The sequence below is a fragment of the Acinetobacter sp. FDAARGOS_559 genome (assembly GCF_003940475.1).
GTDB lineage: Bacteria > Pseudomonadota > Gammaproteobacteria > Pseudomonadales > Moraxellaceae > Acinetobacter > Acinetobacter baumannii.
The window spans coordinates 2,808,623-2,835,098 of sequence record NZ_RKJG01000005.1; the positions used below are offsets into that span (position 1 = coordinate 2,808,623).

At 40.4% G+C, this 26,476-nt stretch carries 26 protein-coding genes; 16 read left to right on the plus strand and 10 right to left on the minus strand.

From position 1 onward, the window contains the following. Positions 1-48: 48 nt before the first annotated feature. Both pnp and EGS71_RS14990 read left to right on the plus strand, forming a co-directional pair. Positions 49-2,136: a polyribonucleotide nucleotidyltransferase gene (pnp, locus tag EGS71_RS14985; RefSeq protein WP_001985790.1), complete on the plus strand. Its 2,088-nt coding sequence runs from the start codon at positions 49-51 to the stop codon at positions 2,134-2,136. A gap of 84 nt (positions 2,137-2,220) precedes the next feature. Continuing rightward, positions 2,221-3,432 (plus strand): magnesium transporter CorA family protein, encoded by a 1,212-nt coding sequence (locus EGS71_RS14990; protein ID WP_001198553.1) that lies wholly within the window; start codon positions 2,221-2,223, stop codon positions 3,430-3,432. A gap of 246 nt (positions 3,433-3,678) precedes the next feature. On the opposite strand, the gene EGS71_RS14995 is transcribed toward EGS71_RS14990, so the two are convergent. The 6 genes from EGS71_RS14995 to EGS71_RS15020 form a co-directional block, all read right to left on the minus strand. Beyond that, positions 3,679-4,008 carry a chaperone modulator CbpM gene (locus EGS71_RS14995; RefSeq protein WP_000207459.1) on the minus strand — a complete coding sequence of 110 codons (330 nt, stop codon included), beginning with the start codon at positions 4,006-4,008 and terminating at the stop codon, positions 3,679-3,681. A gap of 11 nt (positions 4,009-4,019) precedes the next feature. After that, the gene (locus EGS71_RS15000; protein ID WP_001107923.1) at positions 4,020-4,976 is read right to left on the minus strand and encodes a DnaJ C-terminal domain-containing protein; all 957 of its coding nucleotides are present in this window, start codon (positions 4,974-4,976) and stop codon (positions 4,020-4,022) included. 150 nt (positions 4,977-5,126) lie between these two features. Further along, on the minus strand, positions 5,127-5,738 hold the full coding sequence (locus tag EGS71_RS15005; protein WP_001105725.1) for a LysE family translocator: 612 nt from the start codon (positions 5,736-5,738) through the stop codon (positions 5,127-5,129). A 138-nt stretch (positions 5,739-5,876) separates the two neighbouring features. Next, entirely contained in the window at positions 5,877-6,752 is an 876-nt protein-coding gene (locus tag EGS71_RS15010; protein WP_001281765.1) for an Hsp33 family molecular chaperone HslO, read from the minus strand. A gap of 165 nt (positions 6,753-6,917) precedes the next feature. Further along, positions 6,918-8,759 (minus strand): monovalent cation:proton antiporter-2 (CPA2) family protein, encoded by a 1,842-nt coding sequence (locus tag EGS71_RS15015; RefSeq protein ID WP_000008979.1) that lies wholly within the window; start codon positions 8,757-8,759, stop codon positions 6,918-6,920. A 76-nt stretch (positions 8,760-8,835) separates the two neighbouring features. Beyond that, positions 8,836-11,064, minus strand: coding sequence for a primosomal protein N' (locus EGS71_RS15020; RefSeq protein ID WP_000156654.1), 2,229 nt, complete (start codon positions 11,062-11,064; stop codon positions 8,836-8,838). Between the two features lie 148 nt (positions 11,065-11,212). Between EGS71_RS15020 and gspF the strand changes: the two genes are divergently transcribed. The 4 genes from gspF to EGS71_RS15040 all read left to right on the plus strand — a co-directional run bounded on the left by gspF (position 11,213) and on the right by EGS71_RS15040 (position 14,117). Continuing rightward, positions 11,213-12,418 carry a type II secretion system inner membrane protein GspF gene (gene gspF / locus EGS71_RS15025; RefSeq protein ID WP_001112089.1) on the plus strand — a complete coding sequence of 402 codons (1,206 nt, stop codon included), beginning with the start codon at positions 11,213-11,215 and terminating at the stop codon, positions 12,416-12,418. A 23-nt stretch (positions 12,419-12,441) separates the two neighbouring features. Next, positions 12,442-13,023, plus strand: a complete 582-nt coding sequence (gene gspG, locus EGS71_RS15030) for a type II secretion system major pseudopilin GspG (RefSeq protein WP_000865310.1) — start codon at positions 12,442-12,444, stop codon at positions 13,021-13,023. Positions 13,024-13,289: 266 nt separating this feature from the next. Next, positions 13,290-13,634, plus strand: coding sequence for a hypothetical protein (locus tag EGS71_RS15035; protein ID WP_000643174.1), 345 nt, complete (start codon positions 13,290-13,292; stop codon positions 13,632-13,634). A gap of 144 nt (positions 13,635-13,778) precedes the next feature. Continuing rightward, positions 13,779-14,117 (plus strand): tRNA-binding protein, encoded by a 339-nt coding sequence (locus EGS71_RS15040; protein WP_000434938.1) that lies wholly within the window; start codon positions 13,779-13,781, stop codon positions 14,115-14,117. A 1-nt stretch (position 14,118) separates the two neighbouring features. Here the strand turns inward: EGS71_RS15040 and lnt are convergent, their stop codons facing one another. Both lnt and EGS71_RS15050 read right to left on the minus strand, forming a co-directional pair. After that, positions 14,119-15,678, minus strand: a complete 1,560-nt coding sequence (gene lnt, locus EGS71_RS15045; protein WP_001203088.1) for an apolipoprotein N-acyltransferase — start codon at positions 15,676-15,678, stop codon at positions 14,119-14,121. After that, entirely contained in the window at positions 15,675-16,514 is an 840-nt protein-coding gene (locus EGS71_RS15050) for an HlyC/CorC family transporter (protein ID WP_001154807.1), read from the minus strand. Before EGS71_RS15050 ends, lnt begins: the two co-directional genes overlap by 4 nt. Positions 16,515-16,698: 184 nt before the next feature. Between EGS71_RS15050 and tusA the strand changes: the two genes are divergently transcribed. Both tusA and EGS71_RS22570 read left to right on the plus strand, forming a co-directional pair. Next, the gene (gene tusA, locus EGS71_RS15055) at positions 16,699-16,956 is read left to right on the plus strand and encodes a sulfurtransferase TusA (RefSeq protein ID WP_000003406.1); all 258 of its coding nucleotides are present in this window, start codon (positions 16,699-16,701) and stop codon (positions 16,954-16,956) included. A 143-nt stretch (positions 16,957-17,099) separates the two neighbouring features. Continuing rightward, entirely contained in the window at positions 17,100-17,480 is a 381-nt protein-coding gene (locus EGS71_RS22570) for a hypothetical protein (protein ID WP_001000883.1), read from the plus strand. A gap of 86 nt (positions 17,481-17,566) precedes the next feature. Here the strand turns inward: EGS71_RS22570 and EGS71_RS15065 are convergent, their stop codons facing one another. Further along, entirely contained in the window at positions 17,567-19,279 is a 1,713-nt protein-coding gene (locus EGS71_RS15065) for an electron transfer flavoprotein-ubiquinone oxidoreductase (RefSeq protein WP_000400008.1), read from the minus strand. A 186-nt stretch (positions 19,280-19,465) separates the two neighbouring features. Here EGS71_RS15065 and EGS71_RS15070 point away from each other — a divergent pair, with 186 nt between their 5' ends. The 5 genes from EGS71_RS15070 (at position 19,466) to EGS71_RS15090 (ending at position 23,875) form a co-directional block, all read left to right on the plus strand. Continuing rightward, a complete protein-coding gene (locus EGS71_RS15070) occupies positions 19,466-20,077 on the plus strand; it encodes a DUF1285 domain-containing protein (protein ID WP_000248028.1) in 612 nt (203 codons plus the stop codon). Positions 20,078-20,125: 48 nt separating this feature from the next. Next, positions 20,126-20,992, plus strand: coding sequence for a glutamate racemase (gene murI / locus EGS71_RS15075; protein WP_000125341.1), 867 nt, complete (start codon positions 20,126-20,128; stop codon positions 20,990-20,992). Positions 20,993-21,112: 120 nt separating this feature from the next. Further along, positions 21,113-22,117, plus strand: coding sequence for a DUF4062 domain-containing protein (locus tag EGS71_RS15080; protein WP_000887657.1), 1,005 nt, complete (start codon positions 21,113-21,115; stop codon positions 22,115-22,117). Positions 22,118-22,190: 73 nt separating this feature from the next. Continuing rightward, a complete protein-coding gene (gene hemH / locus EGS71_RS15085; protein WP_000007338.1) occupies positions 22,191-23,207 on the plus strand; it encodes a ferrochelatase in 1,017 nt (338 codons plus the stop codon). 23 nt (positions 23,208-23,230) lie between these two features. Next, a complete protein-coding gene (locus tag EGS71_RS15090) occupies positions 23,231-23,875 on the plus strand; it encodes an MBL fold metallo-hydrolase (protein WP_000942271.1) in 645 nt (214 codons plus the stop codon). Here EGS71_RS15090 and EGS71_RS15095 read toward each other — a convergent pair. Then, the gene (locus EGS71_RS15095; RefSeq protein ID WP_001138289.1) at positions 23,872-24,066 is read right to left on the minus strand and encodes a DNA gyrase inhibitor YacG; all 195 of its coding nucleotides are present in this window, start codon (positions 24,064-24,066) and stop codon (positions 23,872-23,874) included. The genes EGS71_RS15090 and EGS71_RS15095 overlap by 4 nt on opposite strands. An 87-nt stretch (positions 24,067-24,153) precedes the next feature. On the opposite strand from EGS71_RS15095, the gene EGS71_RS15100 reads away from it, so the two are divergent. From EGS71_RS15100 to EGS71_RS15110, 3 genes are all read left to right on the plus strand, one after another. Beyond that, positions 24,154-24,792, plus strand: coding sequence for an SAM-dependent methyltransferase (locus tag EGS71_RS15100; RefSeq protein ID WP_161795021.1), 639 nt, complete (start codon positions 24,154-24,156; stop codon positions 24,790-24,792). Continuing rightward, the gene (locus EGS71_RS15105) at positions 24,782-25,987 is read left to right on the plus strand and encodes a TIGR03862 family flavoprotein (RefSeq protein WP_001284662.1); all 1,206 of its coding nucleotides are present in this window, start codon (positions 24,782-24,784) and stop codon (positions 25,985-25,987) included. The genes EGS71_RS15100 and EGS71_RS15105 overlap by 11 nt, the downstream gene beginning before the upstream one ends. Positions 25,988-26,064: 77 nt before the next feature. After that, positions 26,065-26,475 carry a GFA family protein gene (locus tag EGS71_RS15110; RefSeq protein ID WP_000075981.1) on the plus strand — a complete coding sequence of 137 codons (411 nt, stop codon included), beginning with the start codon at positions 26,065-26,067 and terminating at the stop codon, positions 26,473-26,475. The last annotated feature ends 1 nt before the right edge of the window (position 26,476 follow it).

Below are 26,476 nucleotides of genomic sequence, written 5' to 3' on the forward strand. Positions count from 1 at the left end.
CCTTAGGGGTCTCACTAGAATAAAATTAGGAAAATACAATACATGTCAATGTTTAACATCGTTCGTAAAGAATTCCAATTCGGTCAGCATCAAGTCGTTTTAGAAACGGGTCGCGTTGCACGTCAAGCAAATACAGTTTTAATCACAATGGGTGGTGTAACTGTATTGGTAGCAGTAGTTGCTGCTCCAACAGCAAAAGCTGGTCAGGATTTCTTCCCTTTAACAGTTAACTATCAAGAAAAACAATATGCAGCAGGTCGTATCCCTGGGGGATATGGTAAGCGTGAAGGTCGTGCTTCAGAAGCTGAAACTTTAATTTCACGTCTTATTGACCGTCCAATTCGTCCATTGTTCCCAGAAGGTTACTACAACGAAATTCAGGTAACTGCAACTGTGGTTTCTTCTGACAAAACGATGGAAGCTGATATTGCAGCAATGTTAGGTACTTCTGCTGCGTTGGCAATTGCAGGTACTCCATTCCGTGGCCCAATCGGTGCAGCACGTGTTGGTTTAATCAACGGCGAATATGTTTTAAACCCGAATTTTGAGCAAATGGCTCAGTCTGACCTTGACCTTGTGGTTGCTGGTACAGAGTCTGCTGTATTAATGGTTGAATCTGAAGCGAAAGAACTTTCAGAAGACCAAATGTTAGGTGCGGTTCTTTTTGGTCATGACGAAATGCAAATTGCAATTCAAGCGATCAATGAATTTGCAGCTGCTGCTGGTGCGAAACCATCTGACTGGGTTGCTCCTGCACACAACGAAGAATTACGTGCAAAATTAAAAGAAGCATTTGAAGCAAAAATTTCAGAAGCTTATACCATTGCAGTAAAACAAGATCGTTATGCAGCATTAGATGCACTTCATGCTGAAGCTGTTGCTCAATTCGTTCCTGAAGAAGATGTAGACGGTATTGCTGACGAAGTAGACTACTTATTTGAAGATCTTAAATACCGTACTGTACGTGACAACATTTTATCTGGTAAACCACGTATTGATGGCCGTGACACCAAAACTGTTCGTGCGTTAGACGTACAAGTGGGCGTACTTGAGCGTGCACATGGTTCTGCATTATTTACACGTGGTGAAACTCAGGCGTTGGTAACAACGACTTTGGGTAATACTCGTGATGCATTAATGGTTGATACTCTTGCTGGTACTAAAACTGACAACTTCATGTTGCACTACAACTTCCCTGCTTACTCAGTAGGTGAAACAGGCCGTGAATCTGGTCCTAAGCGTCGTGAAATTGGTCATGGTCGTTTAGCGCGTCGTGGTGTTCAAGCAGTTCTTCCTGCAGCTGACCGCTTCCCGTACGTTATTCGTATTGTATCTGACATTACTGAATCTAACGGTTCATCTTCAATGGCTTCTGTATGTGGTGCGTCATTATCACTTATGGATGCAGGTGTTCCGCTTAAAGCACCAGTTGCTGGTATCGCAATGGGCTTAGTGAAAGAAGGCGAGCGTTTCGCAGTACTTTCTGACATTTTAGGTGACGAAGACCACCTTGGTGACATGGACTTTAAAGTAGCAGGTTCTGCAAACGGTATTACTGCACTTCAAATGGACATCAAGATTGAAGGTATTACTGAAGAAATTATGGAAGTTGCATTAAACCAAGCATTTGCTGGTCGTATGCATATCCTTAATGAAATGAACAAAGTAATTTCACGTGCTCGTCCTGAAATTTCAATGCACGCTCCAACATTCGAAGTGATTACAATTAATCCGGATAAAATCCGTGATGTTATTGGTAAAGGTGGTGCAACAATCCGTCAAATCACTGAAGAAACTAAAGCTGCTATTGATATTGAAGATAACGGTACAGTTCGCGTATTTGGTGAAACTAAAGCTGCTGCTAAAGCTGCAATTGCGAAAATTCAAGCGATTACTGCTGAAGTTGAACCAGGTAAGATCTACGACGGTAAAGTAATTCGTATTGTAGAATTCGGTGCGTTTGTAAACATCATGCCGGGTACTGATGGTCTTCTTCATATTTCGCAAATCTCTAATGAGCGTATTGCGAACGTAACTGATGTTCTTAAAGAAGGTCAGGAAGTAAAAGTACAGGTTCAAGACGTTGATAACCGTGGTCGTATCAAATTGACTATGAAAGATATTGAGCAAGCATAATTGCTTAACTCACTAAAAAAGTCCGCTTGATGCGGGCTTTTTTTATGGCATGATGCAAGTAATACACCAATAGATCGACATGGTATGCAGGTTTATTATTTTTATCGTCATCAAAGCGACGGCTATGTTTTTTTAAGCCGTGAAAAGCACACTGAACATATTCTGGAGTTTTTCTGGATTGATAGTGTGAGATCGGATGTTGTGAGCCAGAATGAAGAATGGCAACAAAAAATTCAGCAACTTGCAGATGTATCCATTAATGAGTTTCATATGCGAGATATTGCGAATATCGAACATCCTTGTGCATTTGATACGCTTGAAGAATACGACCTGCTTATTTTTAGAAAACTCGTAACGCCGGATGATGAAATTAAAAATGGCGAATCACATGAGAGTGTATTTGGTTTAGCCACCACACCAATCAGTTTTATTTTTACGCCTAAAGTACTTATTAGCGTACGTGAGCAGGGCAACAAGTCGATTGAAAACTATATTCAGCGTCTTGAAAATATTTTATGTAAAACTCTCGAAGAGCAAAATAAAACCCGTAAGCTGCCTAATTCACCTGTAGATCTGTGTTTACGTCTGCTCAATAGTATGGTGGATGGTTATCTTGATATTCGTTCACCTTTGACCAGAAGGGTCGAGCATTGGCAACAACAGCTATTACAAGGGAATCGGCGTTTTAAGCAGTGGCATCAACTGTTTCATGAAAATATGGCCTTTCAACAGGTTGAAAATCTATGCGAAGAACAAATCGAAACCTTACAAGAGTTTCGTGATGAAATTGTAGAAAACTATCATCATGTTATTGGAGAGAAGACGCATAGTTCTCAAGACCTTTTATTAGTGCGTTTAAACGATTTAATGAGTCATGTCGAACGTATTCAAAAACATACTTTACGTTTACGTAGTGCGATTCAATCGGCAATAGATTTGCATTTCTCGGCAATTGCTAACCAGACCAATGAGAACATGCGTATTCTTGCCATTATTACTGCTGTGTTTGCGCCACTTACGCTTTTAACGGGTATTTATGGAATGAACTTTGAGTTTATTCCGGGGCTTAAATCACCAGTAGGTTTTTGGATTATGCTCGGGGTTATGCTGCTAAGTACCATTTTATTGCTCTATTATTTTTATCGACAGCATTTGGTAGGGCGTGGGGAAAAAAGTGTGATTGATTTACTGGCGCAGCAGCATCGCCAAGATCGTATGAATTTGTTTTGGTTTTTGGAATATGAACCGATTAAGCAGACTTTGAAGGAAGTGGAAAAGATTACTCGGTTGAAGTAAATTTTTATTTCTGCACGACGGGGTCTTGCTGACTTGTTATTTAATATAGTCATGAACCTTCGGTTCGACCTACTTTTGTTTCGGCAAAAGTAGGCAAAACCATTACCATCTGCAAAACCTGTTCAATACCTATTTTTAAATAACAGTATTACAAAACCATTATCTGATTGATACCACGCAGGTTGCAGATGGCTTTCCCGACTATCAGATTTCAACTAGGGTTTTATGCTGTATTAATGCTATTCCTCAATGAAAATGCTTCAACTGTTTTCTAAGTTGTTGCACTTCATCAATCAAATCTAACATCACCGCAACAGCTGCAAGGCTTGCGTCAAAGTCACGTTGCAAACGATATGCTTTACGAGCGCGAATAACATCTTCACCCATGAACTGATGTTTTTCAGGTGGTGTATCAATCGCTAAAATATCGTACTCGATGAGCTGGAGAATCCAGTCTGGGCTTTGACCACAGGCTTGAGCAAACTGTTGCAAGTCAAATGTACATTGTTCATCAACGACTTCAGCACTAAAGGTGTGGCCGTCACATACAATTTCTCGATAATGGATGGTTGTCATGATCTTGCTCCCTAATGAGATGAACGAGGTTCGAATGAAGCAAAGGCTTCTGCCAATTGCTGATAGGCTTCTTTTTCTTTTTCAGAATGCGCCGGTGGGAATACAATATTTAAAATTAAATAAAGATGGCCTGGCGTTTTATTTGGTATCCCTTTGTCTTTTAAACGTAGCTGTTGTCCTTGTTTTGCATTTTTAGGTAAATTGACGTGTAAAGGTCCCGCAGGTGTTTTTACTTCAATGCCTTGCCCTAATGCGGCTTCCCATGGTGCTACATCTACAGTCAAATATACATCACTGCCTTCGACATGCACACGATCTGTATCTTTATATTGAATCTCGATATAAAGATCGCCGTTGGCACCACCATTAATACCACTTTGTCCTTGTCCACTTAGGCGAATTTGCTGTCCTTCTTTCATGCCTTTAGGTATTTTTACCTGTAAGGTTTTTCGTTGAACCTCTGGCTCACCATAGGCATTGATGGTTGGAATTTGCAGTGTGATATGTTGTGTTGATCCATGGTAAGCAATATCAAGATCGACCTCTATGCTGGCATGCTGGTCTTCACCTCGATAACTACGTTGTTGTCTTTGATATTGCTGTTGTCCACCGCCAAAGCCTGCACCAAAGCGTCCAAATAAGTCTTCAAAGCCACTAAAGTCTGCTTGCTCACCGCCTGTAAAACCTTGACGATAAAATCTGGCGCCATCGAAACCACCTTGAGCTGCCCCTTGACCAAAACCATTAAAACCTTGTGGGTAGTCTAACATTTGGTCGTATTCAGCTTTTTTCTCTGGGTTGCTTAGGGTGTCGTAGGCAACATTAATTGCCTGCATCTTTTCTTCTGCATCTTTTTCTTTGCTGATGTCGGGATGATATTTACGAGCTAATTTCCGATACGCTTTTTTAATTTCATCAGCTGAGGCTTCTCGTTTAACCCCTAATTCTTCATAATAATTTTTGGCCATAATGTTTTATCACGATGGTGTTGTTTATTTCATTATGAAACGATTTTTAAAGCTTTCAATGAGCTAGATTGTATAAGAGTTGTTCTCGTGCGAAATAGGGCGAGCAAAATAAAAGAGACATAGAACGGTGAGAGCTATGCCTCTCATTGTTTAAATGAATGTCTGATATAAACCGTAAACGGCAATAACTAACAGTAATAGACCGCATAAACCGAGTATTTTCGGGTATAAATGGCTGTTCGAGAGGCGGCGGAAAAATATATAGACTAAAGATAGCGTTAAAAAGTCTAAAACTATCCATGTCAGCGTAAGAATAGTTAAACTTAAATCTAGATGAGGTGAAATAGAAACAAATTGCGGAAAGAAAGCTGAAAAGAAAATAATATCTTTAGGGTTTGAAATACCCACTAAAAAGCCTTTTTTAAAACCGCCATTTTGAGCAGAAACGGTTTGAATTGCTTCAGGATGAGGAGCTTGAATGACTTCTTTGAGAATACTAAAACCCAAATAACCAATATATAGGCAGCCTAAAACACGAATAATATTTAAATAGTTTTCATTAATACCCAATACGCCTTTAAGTACGAGTACTGAAATAAAAATTAAAACGAGAGAGGCAAGGTTTGTACCAAAAATGGTTTCCAGTGCTTTTTTATAACCACCTTTAAGTCCGGCACTTGCCACTAAAATCATGACAGGGCCAGGGGTCGCAATCATAATAATGACACTAAAAATAAAGAGAAAATAATCAAAATAATTCATGAGATATAAGCATCTTATTTATTGGGTTATCAAGTAAGCCCATATTAACTGATTTAAAATAACATGCTGAAAATTATCATCAAAAAAATTATAGATAAATAAAAAGGCGGATTACCCGCCTTTTTATGAAGTAGGTGATTAACTCAAATGTTCACCAAACAGGCCCAGTGCTTCTTCAGCAGTAAACTCATAACGGGTGTTACAGAACTGGCAATCCATTTGAATCGGGTTTTGTGCTTCCAATGTTTCATGAACAGCATCAACACCAATTTGAATGAGGGCTTTGGCACAGCGTTCTTTAGAACAAGTACAACCAAATTTTAAGTGTTCAACTTCTGGTAAACGTACTTCTTCTTCGTTATAAAGACGATACAAAATCTCATTTGCTGAAAGCTCTGTCAGTTCTTCTGACTTAAGCGTTTCAGTTAGCATGGTTAAACGTGGCCATAAATCTTCATCAACCAGTTTTTGCTCTTCCTCATCATGACGAGGTAATAACTGAATGAGCAAACCACCTGAGCGCTGTGCGGTGCTTGCCAGTACAATTCGAGTTGGAATTTGTGCAGACAAGTCATAGTACTGCATTAAACAGCCAGCTAAATTTGCTTGATCAAGAGGTACAATCCCTTGATAACGCTCACCATGCTCAGGTTCAATGTTAATAAATAAAACAGGGTTAACCAAAGCAGCTAAAACAGTGCTGCTATCTGTTGCTTCACCAAAACGTGGATCTGTTTCGTAGTCTGCTAAAGCACGAACTTCGCCTAAATGGTTACATTCTGCCATAGCCCATTTGAAAGAGCCGTTAGCCTGGATTTGCAAGCTGATACGACCTTTGATTTTTAAAGTACTCGCAAGTAATGCTGTAGCGCTCAACATCTCGCCTAATAGAATTTGAACCGCAGGCATGTAGTCGCGTTGAGCTAAAATAGTTTTTAATGCTTCTTCTAGATGAACCACTTCACCGCGAACAGGAAAGTCCTCTATATAAAAGCGTTGGCGTAAATCAGACATAATATTCTCCAGGGCCCTAAGCAGATTATAACAATTTCGGTTTAATCAGGCTTAGGGAATGCAGCGAAGCTGCAAGCAGGACAACGGCAACTCTTGTACCGATTGTCGCAATCATTTAGGCAATGTGAATAAGTCCTTAATATAGCCATTTTGCGAAATCTCAAGTTATTCTTCGTGATCTCGTGTAATGTCGATACGATTTGGTTGTAAATGACGCTTTAAGTTAACGTCGTGCTTCGATGTGGCTTGTTGAGCATCGCTTTCAAATAGGTGTTCAAGTTCTGCCAGAGCATTACGATGGGTTTCAAAAACCTTTTGTTCATCGGTATAAATGCTTTGCTGCTGTATGAGTAATTTCTCATCATAATCCCGAAAGATTTCGATATTGTTATAAGCTTGTTCATCGGAAATACCGAGTTCGCGTAAAGCACGATAAGCCATACCTAATGATGATAAATAGGTTTCACGCCAAATATGTTCAACACCTAAGTCTCTTAATAGGTGCACATGGTGGCGGTCACGAGCACGAGCCAGTAATTTTAGGTTTGGATAGTTCAATCTGAGATGACGTGCGACATTCATAGAATCTTCGACATCATCAATTGCTAAAATAAATACTTTCGCTTTTTCAATGCCTGCTGAGCGGAGTAAGTCAGGCTGGGTGACATCACCATAATAGAGCTTACCGCCGTAACGTCGAACAAAGTCCACTTGATGAAGATTATTATCGATGGCGGTAAATCCTAAGTGCTGTAAGCGGGCAATACGCGCAATAATTTGTCCAAAGCGCCCAAAACCAGCAATGATAATTGGATTATCTTGCTGAGGAATCTCATCATATTCAGGTGGCAATTCTTTATGAAAAAGGGGAATGATCTTACAGGCCATAATCCAGTAAATTACTGGGGTAAGGACCATTGATAAGGTCACAATCAACGTGACAGGCTCTAATAAGGCATCCGTTAAAATCTTTTCACTTTTTGCTAGGCTTAAAATTACAAAAGCGAATTCACCGCCTTGAGCCAAGCAAGTCCCGAGTAACAAGCTATTGTTCCAACTGTACTTTTTATAGCGGGCAATGGCAGTTAAAACGAGGGTTTTGATGACGAGTAGGCCGATTGCTCCACCAATAATGAGCCAAGGCATTTCAATCAGTAACGACAATTGTGTCGTCATACCTACGGTCATAAAGAATAAGCCAAGTAAGAGCCCTTTAAACGGGGCAATACTCGCTTCAAGCTCATGACGGAATTCTGAGTCGGCTAAAAGGACCCCGGTAAGGAAAGCACCTAATGTTGTACTAATGCCTAAAGTGTCCATCAGTAACACAACGGCAAGAATAATAAATAACCCTACAGCCGTAATCAGTTCAGTCGCACCACTCTTGGCGACAAAACGGAAAAATGGGCGCATGACATAACGGCTAAATAGGAACAAGCCGGTAAACGTCGCGATGATGGCTGCAAAATAAGCAATACCATGATGGGTAGATTCGGTTCCTGCCAGAAGAGGAATCACCGCAAGTAATGGAATTGCTGCAATGTCTTGGAAAAGCAAGATTGAAAAAGATTGCTGACCATAGGTGGTATTGAGTTGTTGCTTCTCTGTCAGAAGTTGTAATACAAAGGCCGTAGAAGACAGTGCAAGCGCAAAACCAATCACAAAGCTGGCAGCGAGGTGTTGTTGAAATAGCAGCAATACGGTGAGCATAAGAATTATGCCCGTAATCACGACTTGTAAACTTCCCATCACGAATATGGAGTCACGCATTTCCCACAAACGTTGTGGGCGGAGCTCTAGACCAATCAGGAACATAAGTAAAATGACCCCAAATTCAGCCAACTCCATAATGGCCTCAGGGTCATGGGCAATATTTAACACACTCGGGCCAAGAAGTATGCCCGTAAATAAATAACCTAAAACTGTTGCAATCCCTAGGCGTTTGCCCAAAGGGACTAAAATCAGAGATGCTCCAAGAAAAATAGTTGCTTGCAGTAGGAATGACATTCATTGCCCCGAATGTATTGATCTTTTTTAAGTGTAAAGGGAAAAAGTGTTCTTCACACCATGATATTCAAATCATCTAACTAAATTCTTGCGGGTCAACATCAATTGAGAGTCTAAGTTGATGCTGTCTTGGCGCATGGACCAACTGAGCCCACCATTGTCTTAAGTAAAAATGCAGACGAGCGCGGTCAGCAGACAAAATCACCATATGTGCGCGGTAACGTCCCGCTTTACGTTCCATTGGTGCTGGAATTGGCCCCCAGATATCAACAATATCACCTGCTATTTGGCGAAGTTGCTCGGCAGCTTCATTTAAAAAATGCAAGGTATAGTCGCGATCTTTCGATTCAGCGCGTATAAGTACGGCATAGCGATAAGGCGGCAGTAATGCAACTTTACGCTCAGCCAATGTTTGTTTCGCGACTGCCCGATAATCTTTTTCGATGAGTGTGGTGAGTAAAGGATGATCTGGCCTTAATGTTTGTAAATAAACATGACCTTTGTGTTCTCCACGACCTGCACGACCAGCCACTTGTACAATCAATTGAGCAGTACGTTCTGGCGCCCGAATATCGACACTCAATAAACCTGCATCGATGTCTAAAATAGCAACCAGAGTCACATGCGGAAAATGGTGACCTTTTGCCAACATTTGCGTACCGAGCAAAATCGAAGGTTTATTTTGTTGAATGCGATCATAAATTTTTTGCCAGCTACCGACTCGGCTGGTGCTGTCACGATCGACCCGAATCACATCATGATCTGGGAATAATTCTTGTAAATGCTCTTCAACCTTGGCTGTGCCAGCACCTAAAGTTTTGAGGCTCTTTTGCTGACACTCAGGGCAGTGGTCTGGCAAGCGATGAACTGTGCCACAGTGGTGGCAATGTAAGTAAGAGTAGGGCTGAGTGTGCAACGTAAAATGCGCATCACAATGCGGACAATTCGCTTGCCAACCACAACTTTCACAGACCAGAACAGGTGCATAACCACGTCGGTTTAAAAAAATTAAAACTTGTTCTTTTCTTGCTAGGGTATTTTTAATCTGTTCGATTAAAGGCTGACTAATACCATGCTGTTTTTTGACAATTTTAAGATCAATCAAATGCATTTTTGGTAAAAGCGCATGGCCTGCACGCTGGTTCAGCTGAAGTGCAGTTAACTTGCCAGTTTCGACTAAGTGATAACTGTCAATGCTTGGAGTTGCTGAACCTAAAAGAACAGGACAGCCTTGTAAATGTCCTCGATAAAGTGCGACATCACGAGCATGGTAACGGAAACCTTCTTGTTGTTTATAAGACAGGTCGTGTTCTTCATCTAAAATGATCAGGCCCAAACGTGGCAGCGGGGTATAAATGGCTGAACGTGTTCCTAAAATAATAGAGGCCTTTCCAGTCTGTGCTTGTTGCCATGCTTGTAGGCGTTTAGAGTCATTTAACCCCGAATGTAATAAAGCAATGTCGCAGTTAAAACGAGACTTAAAGCGCGAAATAGTTTGAGGGGTTAAACCAATTTCAGGCACTAACACCAGTACTTGCTTACCTTGCTTTAGCACCTCATGCATGATGTGCAAATAAACTTCGGTTTTACCACTTCCAGTTAAGCCATCTAGTAAAAATGCTTGGTATTGATGCTGTGCATTAAGGACGTGCTGGGTGGCCTTCTTTTGGTCTTCATTGAGCGTGAGTGGCATTTGCGCCAATTGCACAGGGGATGGACTAAAGTCATGAGGCTCAAGCGTACAGTCTACGAGACCTTTCTTTTGTAGTGCTTTAAGTGTTGCAGTTTCTACACCACTTAAATTGAGAATATTTTCAGTGGTTCCGGCAGGATGTAATTTTAAAATTTGATAAGCATCTTGCTGTTTGATTGAGCGTTTTAATAAAGCTTCGGCATTGTCACATGGAATGATTTTCCATAGATGAAATAAAACATCCATGGGTTTGCCCTGACGCAATAACGCAGGTAAAGCAGTCTGCATCACCTCACCAATCGGAAATTGGTAATATTGTGCTGACCATGTCAATAAATTTAAAACTTGTTCATCTAAAATAGGCTCATCATCTAAAAGTTCAGAAATGGCCTTAAGCTGAAAGTTACCTGTAAATGATTCTTGTGGGTCAACTTTTTCAGTAATGATACCAATCAGGTTTTGCCGTCCAAATGAAATTGCGACGCGTGAACCTACTTGAGCCCGTTCATATTGTGCTTTGGTGAGTGTATAGTCAAAAGTGTCGTACAGATGCACAGGTACGGCAACACGCACACGATAAACAACTGAATCAGGCTTTGGCGTTATGGTCATAGAGGCTCATTTCGTCAATTTTAAAAAACGGCATAGCGTCGTGAAGAGGACTTGGGTATTCTACACAGGCTATAGAATGAATATGAATGATTGCGTAGCATAGATGCAACAGCAGCGACTATTATTTTTGGAAAATTAGAACATTACCATGCCTGCATATCAATTTACTGCTATTGATGCTTCAGGGAAGCAGCAAAAGGGGGTGCTTGAAGGAGACTCGGCACGTCAGATTCGCCAACAATTACGCGATAAAGCATGGACTCCGATTAGCGTTGACCCGGTTGAACAAAAAGATAAGCATCAAAGCCACGGATTATTCCAAAAAAAGTTTAGTGCTTACGATTTAGCACTGATGACCAGACAGCTTTCGGTTTTGGTTGCTGCTGCAATTCCTTTAGAAGAAGCTCTCCGCGCCGTGAGCAGACAAAGTGAAAAAGCGCATGTGCAAAATCTTTTACTCTCAGTTCGTTCAAAAGTATTGGAAGGACATTCACTTGCACAAGGTATGCAACAGTCTGGGCGTTTTCCTGACCTTTATATTGCTACTGTTGCCGCAGGTGAGCGTTCGGGGCATTTAGATCTCATTTTAGATCAGCTATCAGACTACACCGAGAACCGTTTTGCCATGCAAAAGAAAGTTCAAGGTGCCATGATTTACCCAATCATTTTAATGCTGATGTCTTTCGGTATTGTGATGGGATTAATGACTTATGTGGTCCCAGAGATTGTAAAAACCTTCGATCAAAGCAAAGATGCCTTACCATGGATTACAGTTGCTTTAATGAAAGCGAGTGATTTTATCCGTCATGCATGGGTATTTATTATTCTTTTTGCAATTGTAGGGGTGGTAGCTTTTGTCCGTTTTTTAAAAACTACTGCGGGACATTATGCTTTTGATCGATTAACACTCAAATTGCCATTATTCGGTAAACTATCCCGTGGTATTAATGCTGCGCGCTTTGCCAGTACTTTATCTATTTTGACTCGTTCAGGCGTGCCATTAGTAGATGCCTTAAAGATTGGTGCTGCTGTGACCAATAACTGGGTCATCCGTGATTCAATTTCCCAAGCGGCTGAACGTGTTACCGAAGGCGGTAACCTCGGTACGCAACTGGAGCGCAGTGGTTATTTCCCACCAATGATGGTACAAATGATTCGAAGTGGTGAGGCATCAGGTGAGCTTGACCGTATGCTTGAACGTGCGTCGACCATGCAAGACCGCGAGGTGACGACATTTATTTCAACCTTATTGGCATTACTTGAACCGCTTATGCTGGTGTTAATGGCAAGCATCGTACTGGTTATTGTAATTGCGGTTATGCTGCCAATCGTAAATATGAACAATATGATTTAATAACTTTGATATTAGAGATAATGATGAAAGTAAAAAATATTCAAAGCGAAACAGCGATGAAACAACATAGTGAATCTGTGGTTTCAAATCAGTTTGAACCAACGTGCCATTCCGAGCATAGCTCTGTATCAGATGTTTGCTCTTCAAGTGCTTTCGGACTTGCGACACGTTCGAGCCGTGCTCGAATGAAACGTGCCTCAGGCTTTACCCTTATTGAAGTTATGGTCGTGATTGTAATCTTAGGCGTGTTGGCTGCTTTAATCGTACCGAACGTCATGGGCCGTAGTGAAAAAGCTAAAATTGATACGACTCAAATTACCTTGAAAGGGGTTGCGGGTGCCTTAGATCAATACAAGCTCGATAATGGGCATTTCCCAACCATGCAAGAAGGTGGTTTAGATGCGCTTATTAATCAACCTGCTACAGCAAAAAACTGGATGCCGGGTGGTTATGTGAAAGGTGGTTATCCTAAAGATAGCTGGAAAAATGATATCCAATATGTCGTACCTGGAAAAGACGGCCATCCTTTTGACCTATATTCATTTGGTGCAGATGGTAAAGAAGGCGGAGAAGGCAACGATGCCGATATTTATTATCAGCCTTAATTAAAATGTAAGAGAGATTATCGATTCGGTTAATAAGATAAAACAATAATCCGAATTGATAATCTTTCTTAATCATAAAAATATAATAATGCATTGAAAATAAAGTAAAAAAGTTAATATCTATATTTGAGATTTAAAATAAGAATTATTCCCATATTTAATAGTTACAAGAAAGTTAAAATATAAGAGAAAATAAGCTATATATTTAAATAAAAGCTTTGCATAATAAATAAAAAGCACTTTATTCAATGAATGGGAGAGATTAAATGAAAGCATTTCTCGTACTTGATGAGCTGAATCAGTTTCATTGGGCGATGCTTAAATCTGTCCTATTGATTTTAGCATTATTACCTATTGCTGAAGTTTCATTAAAGCTATGGTTGAGTACTGAGGGAAGTAGCCAAATCATGATTGGTTTCTTTGCCTTAAGTATTGTAAGCGCTTGGTTAATGGTGAGCTTTTTTACCGCATTAAAAACGAGTGTATGGCAAACTAAACAGATGGCTTCTAAATACGAACAATTGCTTTTTAAAGCTTATCGTTATGTGCCGATGGTTTTTTTATCGAGTTTAGTTGCTTATTTATCTTTGCAATTATCGATTGCTTTTTAATCTTATTTTAAAAACGAATTTTTAAATAAAACGTAGACTCAACGTCTACGTTTTATTTTTTAACTGGACTTAAAACAGGGTGTTTCTTCATTTGTACATATTATATGATTCAAATCAGCAATTTAAGAAGATGAGAAATATGAAATGGAACAAATCGAGTGGAATGACTTTTTAAAAGTAGAACTGCGCGTTGGTAAAATTATTCAAGCTGAGGTTTTTGAAAAGGCGCGAAAACCTGCCTATATTTTGCATGTAGATTTTGGTGAAGAATTGGGTGTACGTAAATCGAGTGCACAGATTACTAAACTTTATCAACCGCAGGATTTGATTGGTAAATTAGTTGTTGCGGTAGTGAATTTCCCTAAGAAACAAATTGGTCCTATCCAATCGGAATGTTTGGTGACGGGGTTTCATAATGCAGATGGGGACGTAGCACTTTGTATCCCAGAGTTTGAAGTGCCTCTGGGTACAAAGTTATTATAATTTAGCGACGTGATTTGTAAGACACATCTACTTTACGTGGACGATAGATCCAGCCTAAAACCAGCAGTAATACTGCAAATCCTAAAATTGGATAATCACCTAGACGGTTATAGAGAGTTTGACCTTGCATGGCTGGTAAATCGCCTCTCAAGACAAACTCTTTATCAATCGGTGCTTGTTCGGTGATATGACCATTTTGATCAATAAACGCTGTTACACCTGTGTTAGTTGCACGAATAAACCAGCGACCATTTTCTTTCGCACGCATCTGCACCATTTGTAAATGTTGCCATGGGCCAGCTGTTCCAGTAAACCAAGCATCGTTAGATACAGTCACCAAAAAGTCGCTGTCTTCTGCATTACGACGTGTCAGGTTCGGGTAAGCCACTTCATAACAAATTGCAGCCGCAAGCGCGTGCCCTTTAATTAAAAGTGGTTTCTGATCACTCTCACCACGTGTAAAACCGCTCATGCTAATATCATTTTGCATGGCTGGTAAAACCCAAGAAAGCAAACCTGACAGCGGAATATATTCACCAAAAGGAACAAGGCGCTGCTTTTTATAAAGGCCGCTTGAATCGCTACCAGAAGCCATAATACTGTTGTAATACAGTGGGCTGCCGACTTGATGCGATTTCGTTACATCCCAGTAAGGAATGCCAGTTACCCAAGCGGTATGGTTCTTTTTAGCTTGTGCATCCATTGCATCCAAAAACGGTTCAATGTCGGTTTGGAAGAGTGGAATTGAAGACTCAGGCCATACAATGAGGTCACGGCCCCATTCAGATTGAGTCAAACCAGCATAAATTTCTAATGTTCTAACTTGATATTCGGTTAGCCATTTTAAATCTTGTGGAATGTTACCTTGAATGAGCGAAACGCTAAGTGGTTTAGCAGCTTTAGGTTGTACAAACTGTATATATGATGCTCCCCATGCACCCAAAATTAATATGGCAGCAGGGATAACCCAGAAAATACGTTTGCGTAGAACTTCAACTAAAGCACATGCTAATACAATGACTACAAAGGAAATTGCATAAATACCAAATAGCGGCGCATAACCATCGAGTAAACGTTCAGTAAAAGCGTAACCTACAAATAGCCAAGGGAAACCGGTAAATACCCAAGTTTTAGCCCACTCAAAAATAATCCAGAGAGGGGCGAAAGTCAGCGGTGTTTCAGGAAAGAAGCGTCGATAAATCCATGTCTGAAATGCTGTAAATAAGCCCATTACAAGGGCCATAACAGCAATCATACATACGCTTAGAAAAGCATTGGTATCGCCATATACATGGATCGACGTATAGAGCCAGAAAGCCCCTACAAACCATAAACCGAAACCATAACTCCAGCCAATTGCAAATGCTTGTTTGGCTGAGCGGTTATGCAATGTCGCATAGAGTAGGGCAGGAGACAAAATTGCCAGCCACCACCAATAATAAGGTGCCAGTGCAAAACTGAACACGGCACCTGAAAATAAAGCAATGAGCAATGGAAAAATTAAAGGAAGCTGTTTTTGTTGTTGCGAAGAATCTAACAGCTTTTCAAAGTATGCTCTCATTGACGTACAGCTCGAATCAGATGAATAGTGCGGGCATCTGCTTCAACAATCGTAAATAACCAATTTCCAAGCTCAACAGTCTGACCTTGTAAATCACTAACTAGACCAATTTCTTGAAGCAATAAACCGCCGACAGTTTCTACTTCATCGTCAGAAAAATCAGCATCTAAAACAGTGTTGAAGTGTTCAATTGGTGTAAGTGCCTGCACCATCCATGCATTCGCTATTGTATGGTCGTTATCTGGAACAATATACTGTGCATCTTCATCCGCAGTATCATGTTCGTCTTCAATTTCACCAACGATCTCTTCAAGAATATCTTCAAGCGTGACCAGTCCCGCTGTTGATCCATATTCATCAATCACAATCGCGATATGGGTCTGGGTATGCTTAAGCATACGAAGAACTTGATCTGAACGTGCGCTTTCAGGCACAAATAATGGCTGACGCATGAGCGAGCCAATATCTAATTTAGTATTTGGTTCAGTCAAAAATGGTAGTAAATCTTTTGCCAGTAAAATACCAACAACATTATCAGGCTGGTCAGCTGAGAAAACTGGAAAACGTGAGTGAGCAGACTCAACCAATACGTGAAGAATATCAAGTAACTGATCATCTTCTTGCATACTGATTATTGCTGTTCGTGGCGTCATGACTTCACGAATTTTTGTAGCAGGAAGGTCAAGAACACCTTCAAGCATGGCAACAGTATCAGGTTCTAAAAAACGACGTGAATTTTGGACTAGTTTTAATAATTCATCTCGGGTTTCTGGCGCTGTACCTAACCACTTTCGTAAGCCTCGCATTCCCCACGACGGACTCGGTTCCTCTTGCATGATCTTTCCTAAAGACTCAATGTATCAAATGAATACACTGATCATACCGAAGAAAAAGCCCTTATGCATCTATAAAACAAAGTAAAAGACAAAACACATATTGTTATGTAAACACCAGTTACAGTTCATAAGACAGTGATGGGTTTATGCTAAAATATGAAAATTCTATTTGTTCGAGTTTGTTATGTCAGAACAACCTATTTCACCTACTGTACAACTTAATACGCGTGGTTTACGTTGTCCGGAACCTGTCATGATGCTGCACCAGGCGATTCGCAAAGCAAAATCAGGAGATGTTGTTGAAGTGTTGGCGACTGACCCTTCGACTTCTTGGGATATCCCTAAGTTTTGTATGCATTTGGGACACGAACTCCTATTAAAAGAAGAAGTTCTAGATGAGCAGAACCATAAAGAATACCGTTATCTGGTACAGAAAGGATAGAACAACAAAAAATAGAATAGAGCTTCTACCCACACATATTAGAAGCTCTATTAGAAATTAATTTTTAATTTAAAATGATAATATTTTTCAAATAAGAATCGTTATATAATTCTAAAAACTAAATATTTAGATGCCTTTATAAAGTGAATGATTATTTTGTAAAACAGAGTTTAATTATATGTCTTTGGTTTTTCTGTATTGCAGGTTTGTTACGTATTGAAGTTTCTTGGTTATCCGAGAATATTACTATCTTAATTTTATTTATTTTGATTACTCTTGGTTCAGTTATATTAGGTTATAGCAATACACATTTTGCTCCTGAACCTAAAGTTAAAATGAGTTTGATCTTACACACAAGGTTTATGGGGTTTTTACTAATTCTCGATTTATTATTTGGTAAATCAGTTTGGTACTTCGATTTAGCGCGAAACTTTGGTTTTCTCGGCTTATTTTTATTAGGCACATTTATTTTCTACAAAAGGAATCTTAATTTAAACGTAGCAAAAATACCTCCTTTTGAATAAGCGGATTCCAATAAAAAAAGCCCCGAATAATCGGGGCTTTTTTTTATATCTTAGGATATGAGCCGCAGCTAAAGCGGCGCAAGGAATTACATGTTAGGGTAATTCGGACCACCGCCGCCCTCAGGTGTTACCCAAGTAATATTTTGAGATGGGTCTTTAATATCACAGGTCTTACAGTGAACACAGTTCGCTGCGTTAATCTGGAAGCGTTTAGAGCCGTCATCATTTTCCATGATTTCGTAAACACCAGCAGGGCAATAGCGCTGAGCAGGCTCATCCCATTTCGGTAAGTTCACATTCACTGGAATTGAAGGATCAGTAAGCTTCAAGTGAGCTGGCTGGTTTTCTTCGTGTACAGTGTTTGAGATAAACACAGAAGATAAACGGTCAAATGTCAGTTTACCATCTGGTTTTGGATAAGTTGGCTTGAAGCTCGTTGCATCAACAGTTTTCAATACAGCGAAGTCTTGTTTCAAGTCATGTAAAGTGAATGGTACTTTAAAGACGTTTTGATCAATAAAGTTAAATGCACCACCAATCCATTGCCCAAACTTATGCATTGCAGGGCCAAAGTTACGAGCGTTATAAAGCTCTTCTTTTAACCAGCTGTTGTTAAATTTGTCTGTGTAAGAAGTTAATTCTTTAACGAATAAATCTTCGCCTTCGGTTACACGAGCAACCGCAAGATCACCACCTTTTTCAACTCCGGCAGCAATTGCTTCAAATACAGCTTCACCACATAACATGCCTGATTTCATGGCAGTGTGTGAGCCTTTGATTTTCGCAAAGTTTAAGAAACCTGCATCATCACCAATTAAGCAACCACCCGGGAAAGTCAATTTAGGTAAAGAGTTGAAACCGCCTTTCACTACAGCACGTGCGCCATAAGAAATACGTTTGCCACCTTCTAAATACTGTTTGATGAGTGGATGAGTTTTCCAGCGCTGCATTTCCATGAATGGGTACATGTGTGGATTTTCATAAGACAAGTCCACAATCATACCCAAAGTCACTTGATTGTTTTCAGCGTGGTATAACCACCAACCACCCGAAGAACCAGTTTCAGACAATGGCCAACCAGCACCGTGCATCACTAGACCCGGTTTATGTTTTGCTGGGTCGATTTCCCAAAGTTCTTTAATCCCGATCCCGTAATGTTGTGGATCTGCATCTTTATCAAGATTATATTTTGCAATTAGGCGTTTACCTAAGTGGCCACGGCAGCCTTCAGCAAAGAGAGTGTATTTAGCGTGAAGTTCATAACCCGGAGTAAAGTTATGTGTAGGCTCGCCATCTTTACCAATACCCATGTCACCAGTTTGAATACCTTTTACAGTACCGTCTTCATGGTAAAGCACTTCAGATGCAGCAAAGCCAGGGAAGATAGAAACTTCTAATTCTTCAGCTTTTTGACCTAACCAGCGAACAACGTTACCTAGCGAGATAACATAGTTCCCGTCATTGTGCATGGTTTTAGGAACCATCCAGTGAGGTGCTTCTTTAGAGGTAGTTTCTGAAAGCAAGAAGAATGTTTTGTCTTCAGTTACAGGTACGTTAAGAGGCGCACCTTCTTCTTTCCAGTTCGGGAAAAGTTCATTAATAGCACGCGGTTCAAGTACAGCACCAGATAAGATATGCGCACCTACTTCAGAGCCTTTTTCAACTACACAAACTGAAAGATCGGGTAAGTTATTTTCAATCGCTAATTGACGGATCTTAATCGCAGCAGATAGACCTGCAGGTCCTGCACCTACGATGACAACGTCAAACTCCATCGATTCACGTTCGATGTGTTCCATGTAGGACTCCTCAATACTTAAAGGTGGCAACCGTAATGTCAGATCATCCGGTGCTGCCGTGAGTGTTTTAATCCATAGGCGCAAATATGCTATTGTGCCTTTTATCGTTTGGGCTAGTATAGTTTTAAACCATGATCTAGCCAATTGGCTGAGTCGTCATATTTTTTCGTCAGCAAGGCATAAACTATGGTAAATCAAAATAATTCCCCATCGGATATGGGAAAAATACCGTTATCTGATGATAAAAACTTAATGAACATTGCACAATACTTAAAAGGTGTACAGCAAAGTCACAAAAGGTCAATCCCACCTTTAGAGCAATGGCATCCAAAGCATTGCGGTAAAATGGATTTAACGGTGAAAGCCAATGGAGAATGGTGGCACGAAGGTCAATTAATCAAGCGCCAAGCCCTATTGGATTTGTTTACCAAAGTCCTATGGAAAGAAGAGGGTAAATTCTACCTGAAAACCCCTGTAGAACAAATTGAAATCGAAGTTGAAGATGAACCTTTATTAGTCAATCAGGTAGATCAGATTGAAATTTCAGGTGATGAGTTTCTACAACTGACGACGACCAATCAGGATGTGATTTTAGTTGATGCAGAACACCCGATTTTTATGCGGGAATATGCAGGAGAGTTACGTCCTTATGTCCATGTTCGATTTGGTATTAATGCGCTTATTCAACGTCAGGCTTTCTATCATCTCGTGAACTATGGAACACTGGTCGAAAATGATAAAGGCGAAACCATTTTGCAGTTAAAAAGTGGTAATTTGCACTTGCAATTAGGCACTTGAGGTTTAAGCTTTATAGAGTGAAATTTTCCGACACTCTCTAGTACTGCCATGACAGCCATACAACCTTTATTTACTGAATTAGAACCTATGCCTAAAGCATTAGCAGATGCCCCAATTGGTATTTTTGATTCAGGTATTGGAGGTATGTCGGTTGCAGCAGAAATTGCCAAATATTTGCCAAACGAACGTATTGTGTATTATGCAGATACAGCCTATGTTCCGTATGGTCCTCGCTCTGATGAAGAAATCAGAGAGCTAACGGCTCGTGCCGTCGACTGGTTATATCGTCAGGGTTGTAAAATTGCGGTCGTAGCTTGTAATACGGCTTCCGCATTTAGCCTTGATCATTTACGAGAACATTATGGCGAACACTTCCCGATTGTTGGCTTGGTACCGGCACTAAAACCTGCAGTATTACAAACTCGTTCTAAAGTGGTTGCAGTATTGGCGACACCAGCTACTTTTCGTGGACAACTCATTAAGGATGTTGTCGAAAAGTTTGCTGTTCCAGCGGGTGTTAAAGTGATGACTCTAACGAGTTTAGAGCTTGTCCCTTGTGTAGAAGCAGGGCAGCAAATGAGCCCTGCTTGTTTAAATGCATTAAGAGAAGTTTTACAACCTGCAGTTGAGCAAGGCGCGGACTATTTGGTACTTGGTTGTACGCACTATCCTTTTTTAAATGAAGCCATTCATTATCTTTTTGATAACCAATTCACACTGGTTGATTCGGGATTGGCAGTTGCCCGACAAACAGCCCGTATTTTAATAAAAAATGAGTTATTATGTGACCAAATGCGTCAGAATGTTGCACGTATTGAATGTTATGTAAGTGGTAATAATGCAGATGCATTACAACCTGTTTTACAAAATATGATTCCACAAGAATTGACATGGACGCTGCACAATCTGAGTTGAGCTCTATTGTAAGCATTCAGAAGAAAGCGTTTTTTTATATTTATTTTTCTTATTTGGGGCGGTTCATAATCTTGGCTGATTCAGGCCATATCAAGATTATGGGACGATAAGGGTATTGCTATGCTCGATACACGCTATCAGATTTTTATTTCAACCTCAGGTCGCGAGATGCAACCTGAGCGTATGGTTCTTTCCCAAACTTTAGTCAATATGGGATTTTTTGCTTGGGGGTTAGAATATAGAAATCCTCTAACAACGACGCTTGCCCGTCGGCAAATTGATGAGTCGGATTATGTTGTTTTGCTGCTGGGTAGTCAGTATGGGGAGCAATCAATTTCAGGGGCGAGTTATTTTTCTTTAGAGTATGAATATGCGTTAAGTCGCGCGAAGCCCATTGTCGTTTTTATGCATGAACAACCTGAAAGTCGTGATATACATTTACAAGAGGCCCATCCGCAGCTTAAAGAGAAATTTCTAGCATTCCGAAAAAAGTTATTATATGAAGCGAATCATATTTTTTATTTTAAAAGCCCACGTGATTTAGAACTTGCTGTCCGTTTAAATATGCCTTTAATGGTTGAACAATATATGGGACAAGGTTGGGTGCCTGCACGCCAAGCGCATCATTTGGAAGATGAAATTAACCGATTAAAAAGTAAAATTTTACAATTAGAACAACAGTTATCAGAGTCATCAATTCAAGCAAATGAAGTAGCACCGCAAGATGTTTTTGCTTTTGAATATCAAATTCAGGCTTTTCAAGATGGCAACTTTAAAGAGCTTAAGCGCCAGAGACAAATGACTTGGTCTCAACTGTTAAGTATTTTGGCTAAACATTTTGAGACAGCCATGCCAGAAGAGAACTTTGGGACTTGCCTCAATGAGTATTTAAATCAGGACGGGTTAGAAGACGCTCGCCAAGAGTTGCCTAGAGCACATGCAGTGGCAGGTGCACAAATTAATCATAAAGCCCTGTTTTGTATTAAAAAGCAAATGCAATCACAAGGCTGGATTGTTCCAACCAAGATTGATCAACAACATAGTTTATGGAAAGTAACGACCAAAGCCCAAAAGCTCTTGCTCAGTTATAAATGGAATCATCGGAGTACTCGATTAAAAGCTTAGAGCGATTCAATTTAGATATGACCATGAAAGCTGTTACATTAGTGTCATAAGATGAACTGAAAGGCATTTACACATGTCGTTTGAACAAAAACCGAAAGTTACTGTCATTTTAGCGAATTTAGGCACACCGGATGAGGCAACTGTCCCAGCGGTGCGCCGTTTTTTAAAGCAGTTTTTATCTGATCCACGTGTAATTGAAATTCCAAAATTCATTTGGTGGATTATTTTAAATCTGTTTGTTTTACCTTTTCGCCCAAAAAGAGTAGCGCATGCCTATGCTTCGGTATGGTCTACCGATTCACCAATGCGTGAGATTGTATTTGAGCAAACTCAACGTGTGCAGGCTTATTTAGAGCGTGAAAATAAACAGTTTGATTTAACTGTGTTGCCCGCTATGACTTATGGTAATCCGGGTATTGATGCAGTTTTAGAAAAATTGTCGGCTCATCCACAAGAGCATGTCATTTTACTGCCTTTATTTCCTCAATATTCAGCCACTTCTACAGCACCGTTATACGACGCATTTGCTAAGTGGATTCCTACTCAGCGAAATTTGCCGGGTCTGACCATTATTAAAGATTATTATCAACATCCAATGTTCATTCAGGCATTGGCAGAAAGTGTTCTAGTTTACCAAGAGCAACATGGAAAACCTGAAAAGCTGTTGATGTCATTTCATGGTATTCCACAGCCTTATGCAGATAAAGGCGACCCTTATGCGGACCGTTGTCGTATTACCGCAAAGTTAGTCGCTGAAGCTTTACATTTAAAAGATGATGAATGGGCAATTAGTTTCCAATCACGTTTTGGCAAACAAGAATGGGTGAAACCTTATACTGATCAACTTTTACAAGATTGGGCGAAGCAGGGCGTTAAGTCTGTTCAAGTCTTAAGTCCAGCTTTTTCTGCTGACTGCTTGGAAACGCTTGAAGAGCTCGCTATTCAAAATGCTGAGTTATTTCAGCAAGCTGGTGGTGGTAGCTATGCTTACATCCCTGCTTTAAACAGTGATCAAGCGCATATTGATTTGCTTGCAGGTTTAGTTCAGGCTAATCTTGATGCCCTTACCCATACCTTAGCCCACCGTTAATTGCGTTTTAGCCAGAGGTTCTTATGCTGCAAGTCAAAATTGTTCCAGTTACTGCTTTTGCTCAAAATTGTTCTTTGGTTTGGGACAGTGAAACAAAAGAAGCAGTTTTGATTGATGCAGGCGGTGATGCTGCTGTTTTGAAGAAAGAAGTAGAAGCCTTAGGTTTAAAAGTAAAGGCGTTATGGCTTACTCATGGGCATTTAGATCACGCTGGGGCTGTAGGTGAACTCGCAAAAGAGTGGAGTATTCCTGTTGTTGGTCCGCATAAAGAAGATCAGTTCTGGCTAGATATGATTCAGGAAGTTTCGGCACGTTATGGCTTTCCAATTCCACAGCCAGTGAAAGTCGATCAATGGCTTGAAGGCGGTGAAGTGCTAAAACTGAGTGAAGATGAGTTTGAGGTACGTTTTGCACCAGGACATACACCAGGTCACGTCATGTTCTATAACAAGAATCATGGTTTACTCTGGACTGGCGATGTCCTGTTTAAAGGCTCAATTGGAAGAACAGATTTTCCACGTGGTAATCATGATCAACTGATTGAATCAATTCAACGTGAGTGTTTTAGCTTACCAGATGAAACCCAGTTTATTTCAGGGCATGGACCAATGAGTACCATTGGCTATGAAAAACAATTTAACCCGTTTGTCGCAGGTAAAGCGGGTTAATCCTCATAATCATCTTCATGCTGACTACCCTTGTCTTGCTGAGGAGCATCTTGGGTAGGCAGTCTATATTCATCGTTTGCCCAAGCGCCTAAATCAATAAGTTTGCAACGTTCAGAACAAAACGGGCGAAATTCATTACCTTCCCAAACACTTGGTTCACCACAGCGTGGGCAGGGAAATGTACGTGGCATAAAGCAGTAACCTCAAAGTGAAGAGAAATAGATTAGGCAAAAGTCAGGTGACTTGTTAGACTTGTGCCGATTTTTATTTAGTTTGATGTGATTATGCAGATTCGTCAATTTCAAGCACAACGTATGCAAGCGCCTCGCGATTTTACCCCAATTGAAAATACTCCGATTTGTGTAGAAATTGGGGCAGGCAAAGGTAAACATGCTTTGCTATTTAGTGGGCAAAATCCTCAGCACACGTTATATGCAATTGAACGAACTAGAGAAAAATTCTTGGCCATGCAAAAGCAGCATGGTTTGGAACCACGAGACAACTTGGTGCCTGTACATGCAGATGCTTTACCTTGGGTTGTACATGCTCTATATCCTGCTCAAGTAGAACATTTCTTTATCCTCTATCCGAACCCAGAACCACATAATCCGGCACAACGCTGGTTGAACATGCCATTTTTTGAGTTCCTGTTATCACGTCTGAAAACAGGTGGAACGATTACATTGGCAAGTAATATTCCTGAATATATTGAAGAAGCTGAACAACAGTTATTAAATGTGTGGAAGCTGCCTTATCAAAAAGAAAAAATTGCGCAAACTTCTGCACGTACTCATTTTGAAATTAAATATTTAGAGCGTGGCGAGCTTTGTCAGCAGCTCATTATGACCAAGCCTGAAGGTTATAAAACTCGTTTTGATGATTTTGTGCCACTCCAAGGGCAAGTGTATGGCGAATAAGCGGATTGCCATTATTGGTGCGGGTCCGGCTGGTTTAATGGCCGCGGAGGTGCTGAGCCAGTATGCTTATGAAATTGATGTGTTTGAGCAAAAACCTTCGGCTGCGCGTAAGTTTTTGATGGCAGGTAAAACAGGGCTAAATATCTCACATGCTGAACCGTTAGCCCAGTTCATTGAGCGTTATGACCATGCAGAATGGCTCAAACCGTGGGTTGAAAAATGGGATGCAGTCTGGATTCAGAACTGGATGAAAGGATTGGGAATAGACTCGTATGTGGGTAGTTCCGGTCGTATTTTTCCTGTTGAAATGAAAGCTGCTCCTTTACTTCGCGCTTGGCTAAAACGTTTAGCAGAACAGCAGGTTAAATTCTTTTATCGTCATCGTTGTATTAATTTGCATGGTACAACAGTGACTTTAGAAAACCAAAATAAACAGAATACTGAAACCTTTACCCAGCAATACGATGCAGTCGTGTTGGCTTGTGGGGCTGTATCTTGGTCTCAATTAGGCAGTGATGGTGCTTGGCAACAATGGATGGATCAATCTAGTATTGAACCTTTTCAAGCAAGTAATGCAGGGGTATTGCATACTTGGTCAGCTTTTATGGAAAGCTGTTTTGGTGAGCCTTTAAAGCGTATCAATGCGTGGGTTGAACCTAGCCAAGTTGCTCATGGAGATATTGTGATTACTCACTACGGTTTAGAAAGTGGGGTCATTTATAAACTCGGACGTGCCTTAAGAGAACAACAAAAACAAGGAAAAAGCTTAAATCTATTTTTAGATTTATTGCCTGATGTAGAGCTTACACAGTTAGTTAAAAAGTTACAGGCTAGTAAAAAACAATCTCTCACCAATATCTGGCGTAAAGCAGGCTTAGACACAGCTAAAATTAACTTAATTAGAGAAGTAGTTGATAAAGCACTATGGAGTCAACCAGAGACGATGGCGCAAAAAATGAAAGCACTTCAAATTAAGTTAGATGGCTTTAGGCCTATTGAAGAAGCGATTAGCTGTGCTGGTGGTGTTAAGCAAGATGCATTAACTGAAAGTTTAGAGCTGAAACAAACTTCAGGTGTTTTTTGCTGTGGCGAAATGCTGGATTGGGATGCTCCTACAGGGGGATATTTGCTGACAGCATGCTTTGCTACGGGACGAGCAGCTGGTGAAGGTGTACATTCATTCTTAGAGAAATAACAACGAATTCGGTGCTATGTTTGATATGTGAAAAGTGTTATTTTTGAGCGATCAATAATAATAGGAGTCGGAATCGTATGTCTCAAGCATCGCCAGTCTATCAGGGAAGTTGTTTATGTCAGGGTATTCGCTATGAAATTAAAGGCGATATCGGAGATATTATCCAATGCCATTGTCAACGCTGCCGAAAATCCAATGGAACAGCATTTGCAACGAATGCTCCTATCAAGAGTGCAGATTTTAAAATTACGCAAGGTGAAGACCTTATCAAAAAATTTGCTGTGAATGGTGTGTACCGTTGGTTTTGTAGCGAATGTGGTTCACCGCTTATTAGCTCGCGTGATGCTCAGCCTGAACTGTATCGTTTAAGAATTGGGACACTAGATACACCATTAGACCAAAAGCCGACAATGCATATTTTTGCTGCTTCAAAGGCAGAGTGGGAATGCATTCATGACGATTTACCGCAATATGATGAACGTCCATGAT

What these genes read in the sequence shown, in the direction of transcription:
- pnp (WP_001985790.1), top strand. Translation starts at nt 49, where the DNA reads ATGTTTAACATCGTTCGTAAAGAATTCCAATTCGGTCAGCATCAAGTC.
- EGS71_RS14990 (WP_001198553.1), top strand. Translation starts at nt 2,221, where the DNA reads ATGCAGGTTTATTATTTTTATCGTCATCAAAGCGACGGCTATGTTTTT.
- EGS71_RS14995 (WP_000207459.1), bottom strand. Translation starts at nt 4,008, where the DNA reads ATGACAACCATCCATTATCGAGAAATTGTATGTGACGGCCACACCTTT.
- EGS71_RS15000 (WP_001107923.1), bottom strand. Translation starts at nt 4,976, where the DNA reads ATGGCCAAAAATTATTATGAAGAATTAGGGGTTAAACGAGAAGCCTCA.
- EGS71_RS15005 (WP_001105725.1), bottom strand. Translation starts at nt 5,738, where the DNA reads ATGAATTATTTTGATTATTTTCTCTTTATTTTTAGTGTCATTATTATG.
- EGS71_RS15010 (WP_001281765.1), bottom strand. Translation starts at nt 6,752, where the DNA reads ATGTCTGATTTACGCCAACGCTTTTATATAGAGGACTTTCCTGTTCGC.
- EGS71_RS15015 (WP_000008979.1), bottom strand. Translation starts at nt 8,759, where the DNA reads ATGTCATTCCTACTGCAAGCAACTATTTTTCTTGGAGCATCTCTGATT.
- EGS71_RS15020 (WP_000156654.1), bottom strand. Translation starts at nt 11,064, where the DNA reads ATGACCATAACGCCAAAGCCTGATTCAGTTGTTTATCGTGTGCGTGTT.
- gspF (WP_001112089.1), top strand. Translation starts at nt 11,213, where the DNA reads ATGCCTGCATATCAATTTACTGCTATTGATGCTTCAGGGAAGCAGCAA.
- gspG (WP_000865310.1), top strand. Translation starts at nt 12,442, where the DNA reads ATGAAAGTAAAAAATATTCAAAGCGAAACAGCGATGAAACAACATAGT.
- EGS71_RS15035 (WP_000643174.1), top strand. Translation starts at nt 13,290, where the DNA reads ATGAAAGCATTTCTCGTACTTGATGAGCTGAATCAGTTTCATTGGGCG.
- EGS71_RS15040 (WP_000434938.1), top strand. Translation starts at nt 13,779, where the DNA reads ATGGAACAAATCGAGTGGAATGACTTTTTAAAAGTAGAACTGCGCGTT.
- lnt (WP_001203088.1), bottom strand. Translation starts at nt 15,678, where the DNA reads ATGAGAGCATACTTTGAAAAGCTGTTAGATTCTTCGCAACAACAAAAA.
- EGS71_RS15050 (WP_001154807.1), bottom strand. Translation starts at nt 16,514, where the DNA reads ATGCAAGAGGAACCGAGTCCGTCGTGGGGAATGCGAGGCTTACGAAAG.
- tusA (WP_000003406.1), top strand. Translation starts at nt 16,699, where the DNA reads ATGTCAGAACAACCTATTTCACCTACTGTACAACTTAATACGCGTGGT.
- EGS71_RS15065 (WP_000400008.1), bottom strand. Translation starts at nt 19,279, where the DNA reads ATGGAACACATCGAACGTGAATCGATGGAGTTTGACGTTGTCATCGTA.
- EGS71_RS15070 (WP_000248028.1), top strand. Translation starts at nt 19,466, where the DNA reads ATGGTAAATCAAAATAATTCCCCATCGGATATGGGAAAAATACCGTTA.
- murI (WP_000125341.1), top strand. Translation starts at nt 20,126, where the DNA reads ATGACAGCCATACAACCTTTATTTACTGAATTAGAACCTATGCCTAAA.
- EGS71_RS15080 (WP_000887657.1), top strand. Translation starts at nt 21,113, where the DNA reads ATGCTCGATACACGCTATCAGATTTTTATTTCAACCTCAGGTCGCGAG.
- hemH (WP_000007338.1), top strand. Translation starts at nt 22,191, where the DNA reads ATGTCGTTTGAACAAAAACCGAAAGTTACTGTCATTTTAGCGAATTTA.
- EGS71_RS15090 (WP_000942271.1), top strand. Translation starts at nt 23,231, where the DNA reads ATGCTGCAAGTCAAAATTGTTCCAGTTACTGCTTTTGCTCAAAATTGT.
- EGS71_RS15095 (WP_001138289.1), bottom strand. Translation starts at nt 24,066, where the DNA reads ATGCCACGTACATTTCCCTGCCCACGCTGTGGTGAACCAAGTGTTTGG.
- EGS71_RS15105 (WP_001284662.1), top strand. Translation starts at nt 24,782, where the DNA reads ATGGCGAATAAGCGGATTGCCATTATTGGTGCGGGTCCGGCTGGTTTA.
- EGS71_RS15110 (WP_000075981.1), top strand. Translation starts at nt 26,065, where the DNA reads ATGTCTCAAGCATCGCCAGTCTATCAGGGAAGTTGTTTATGTCAGGGT.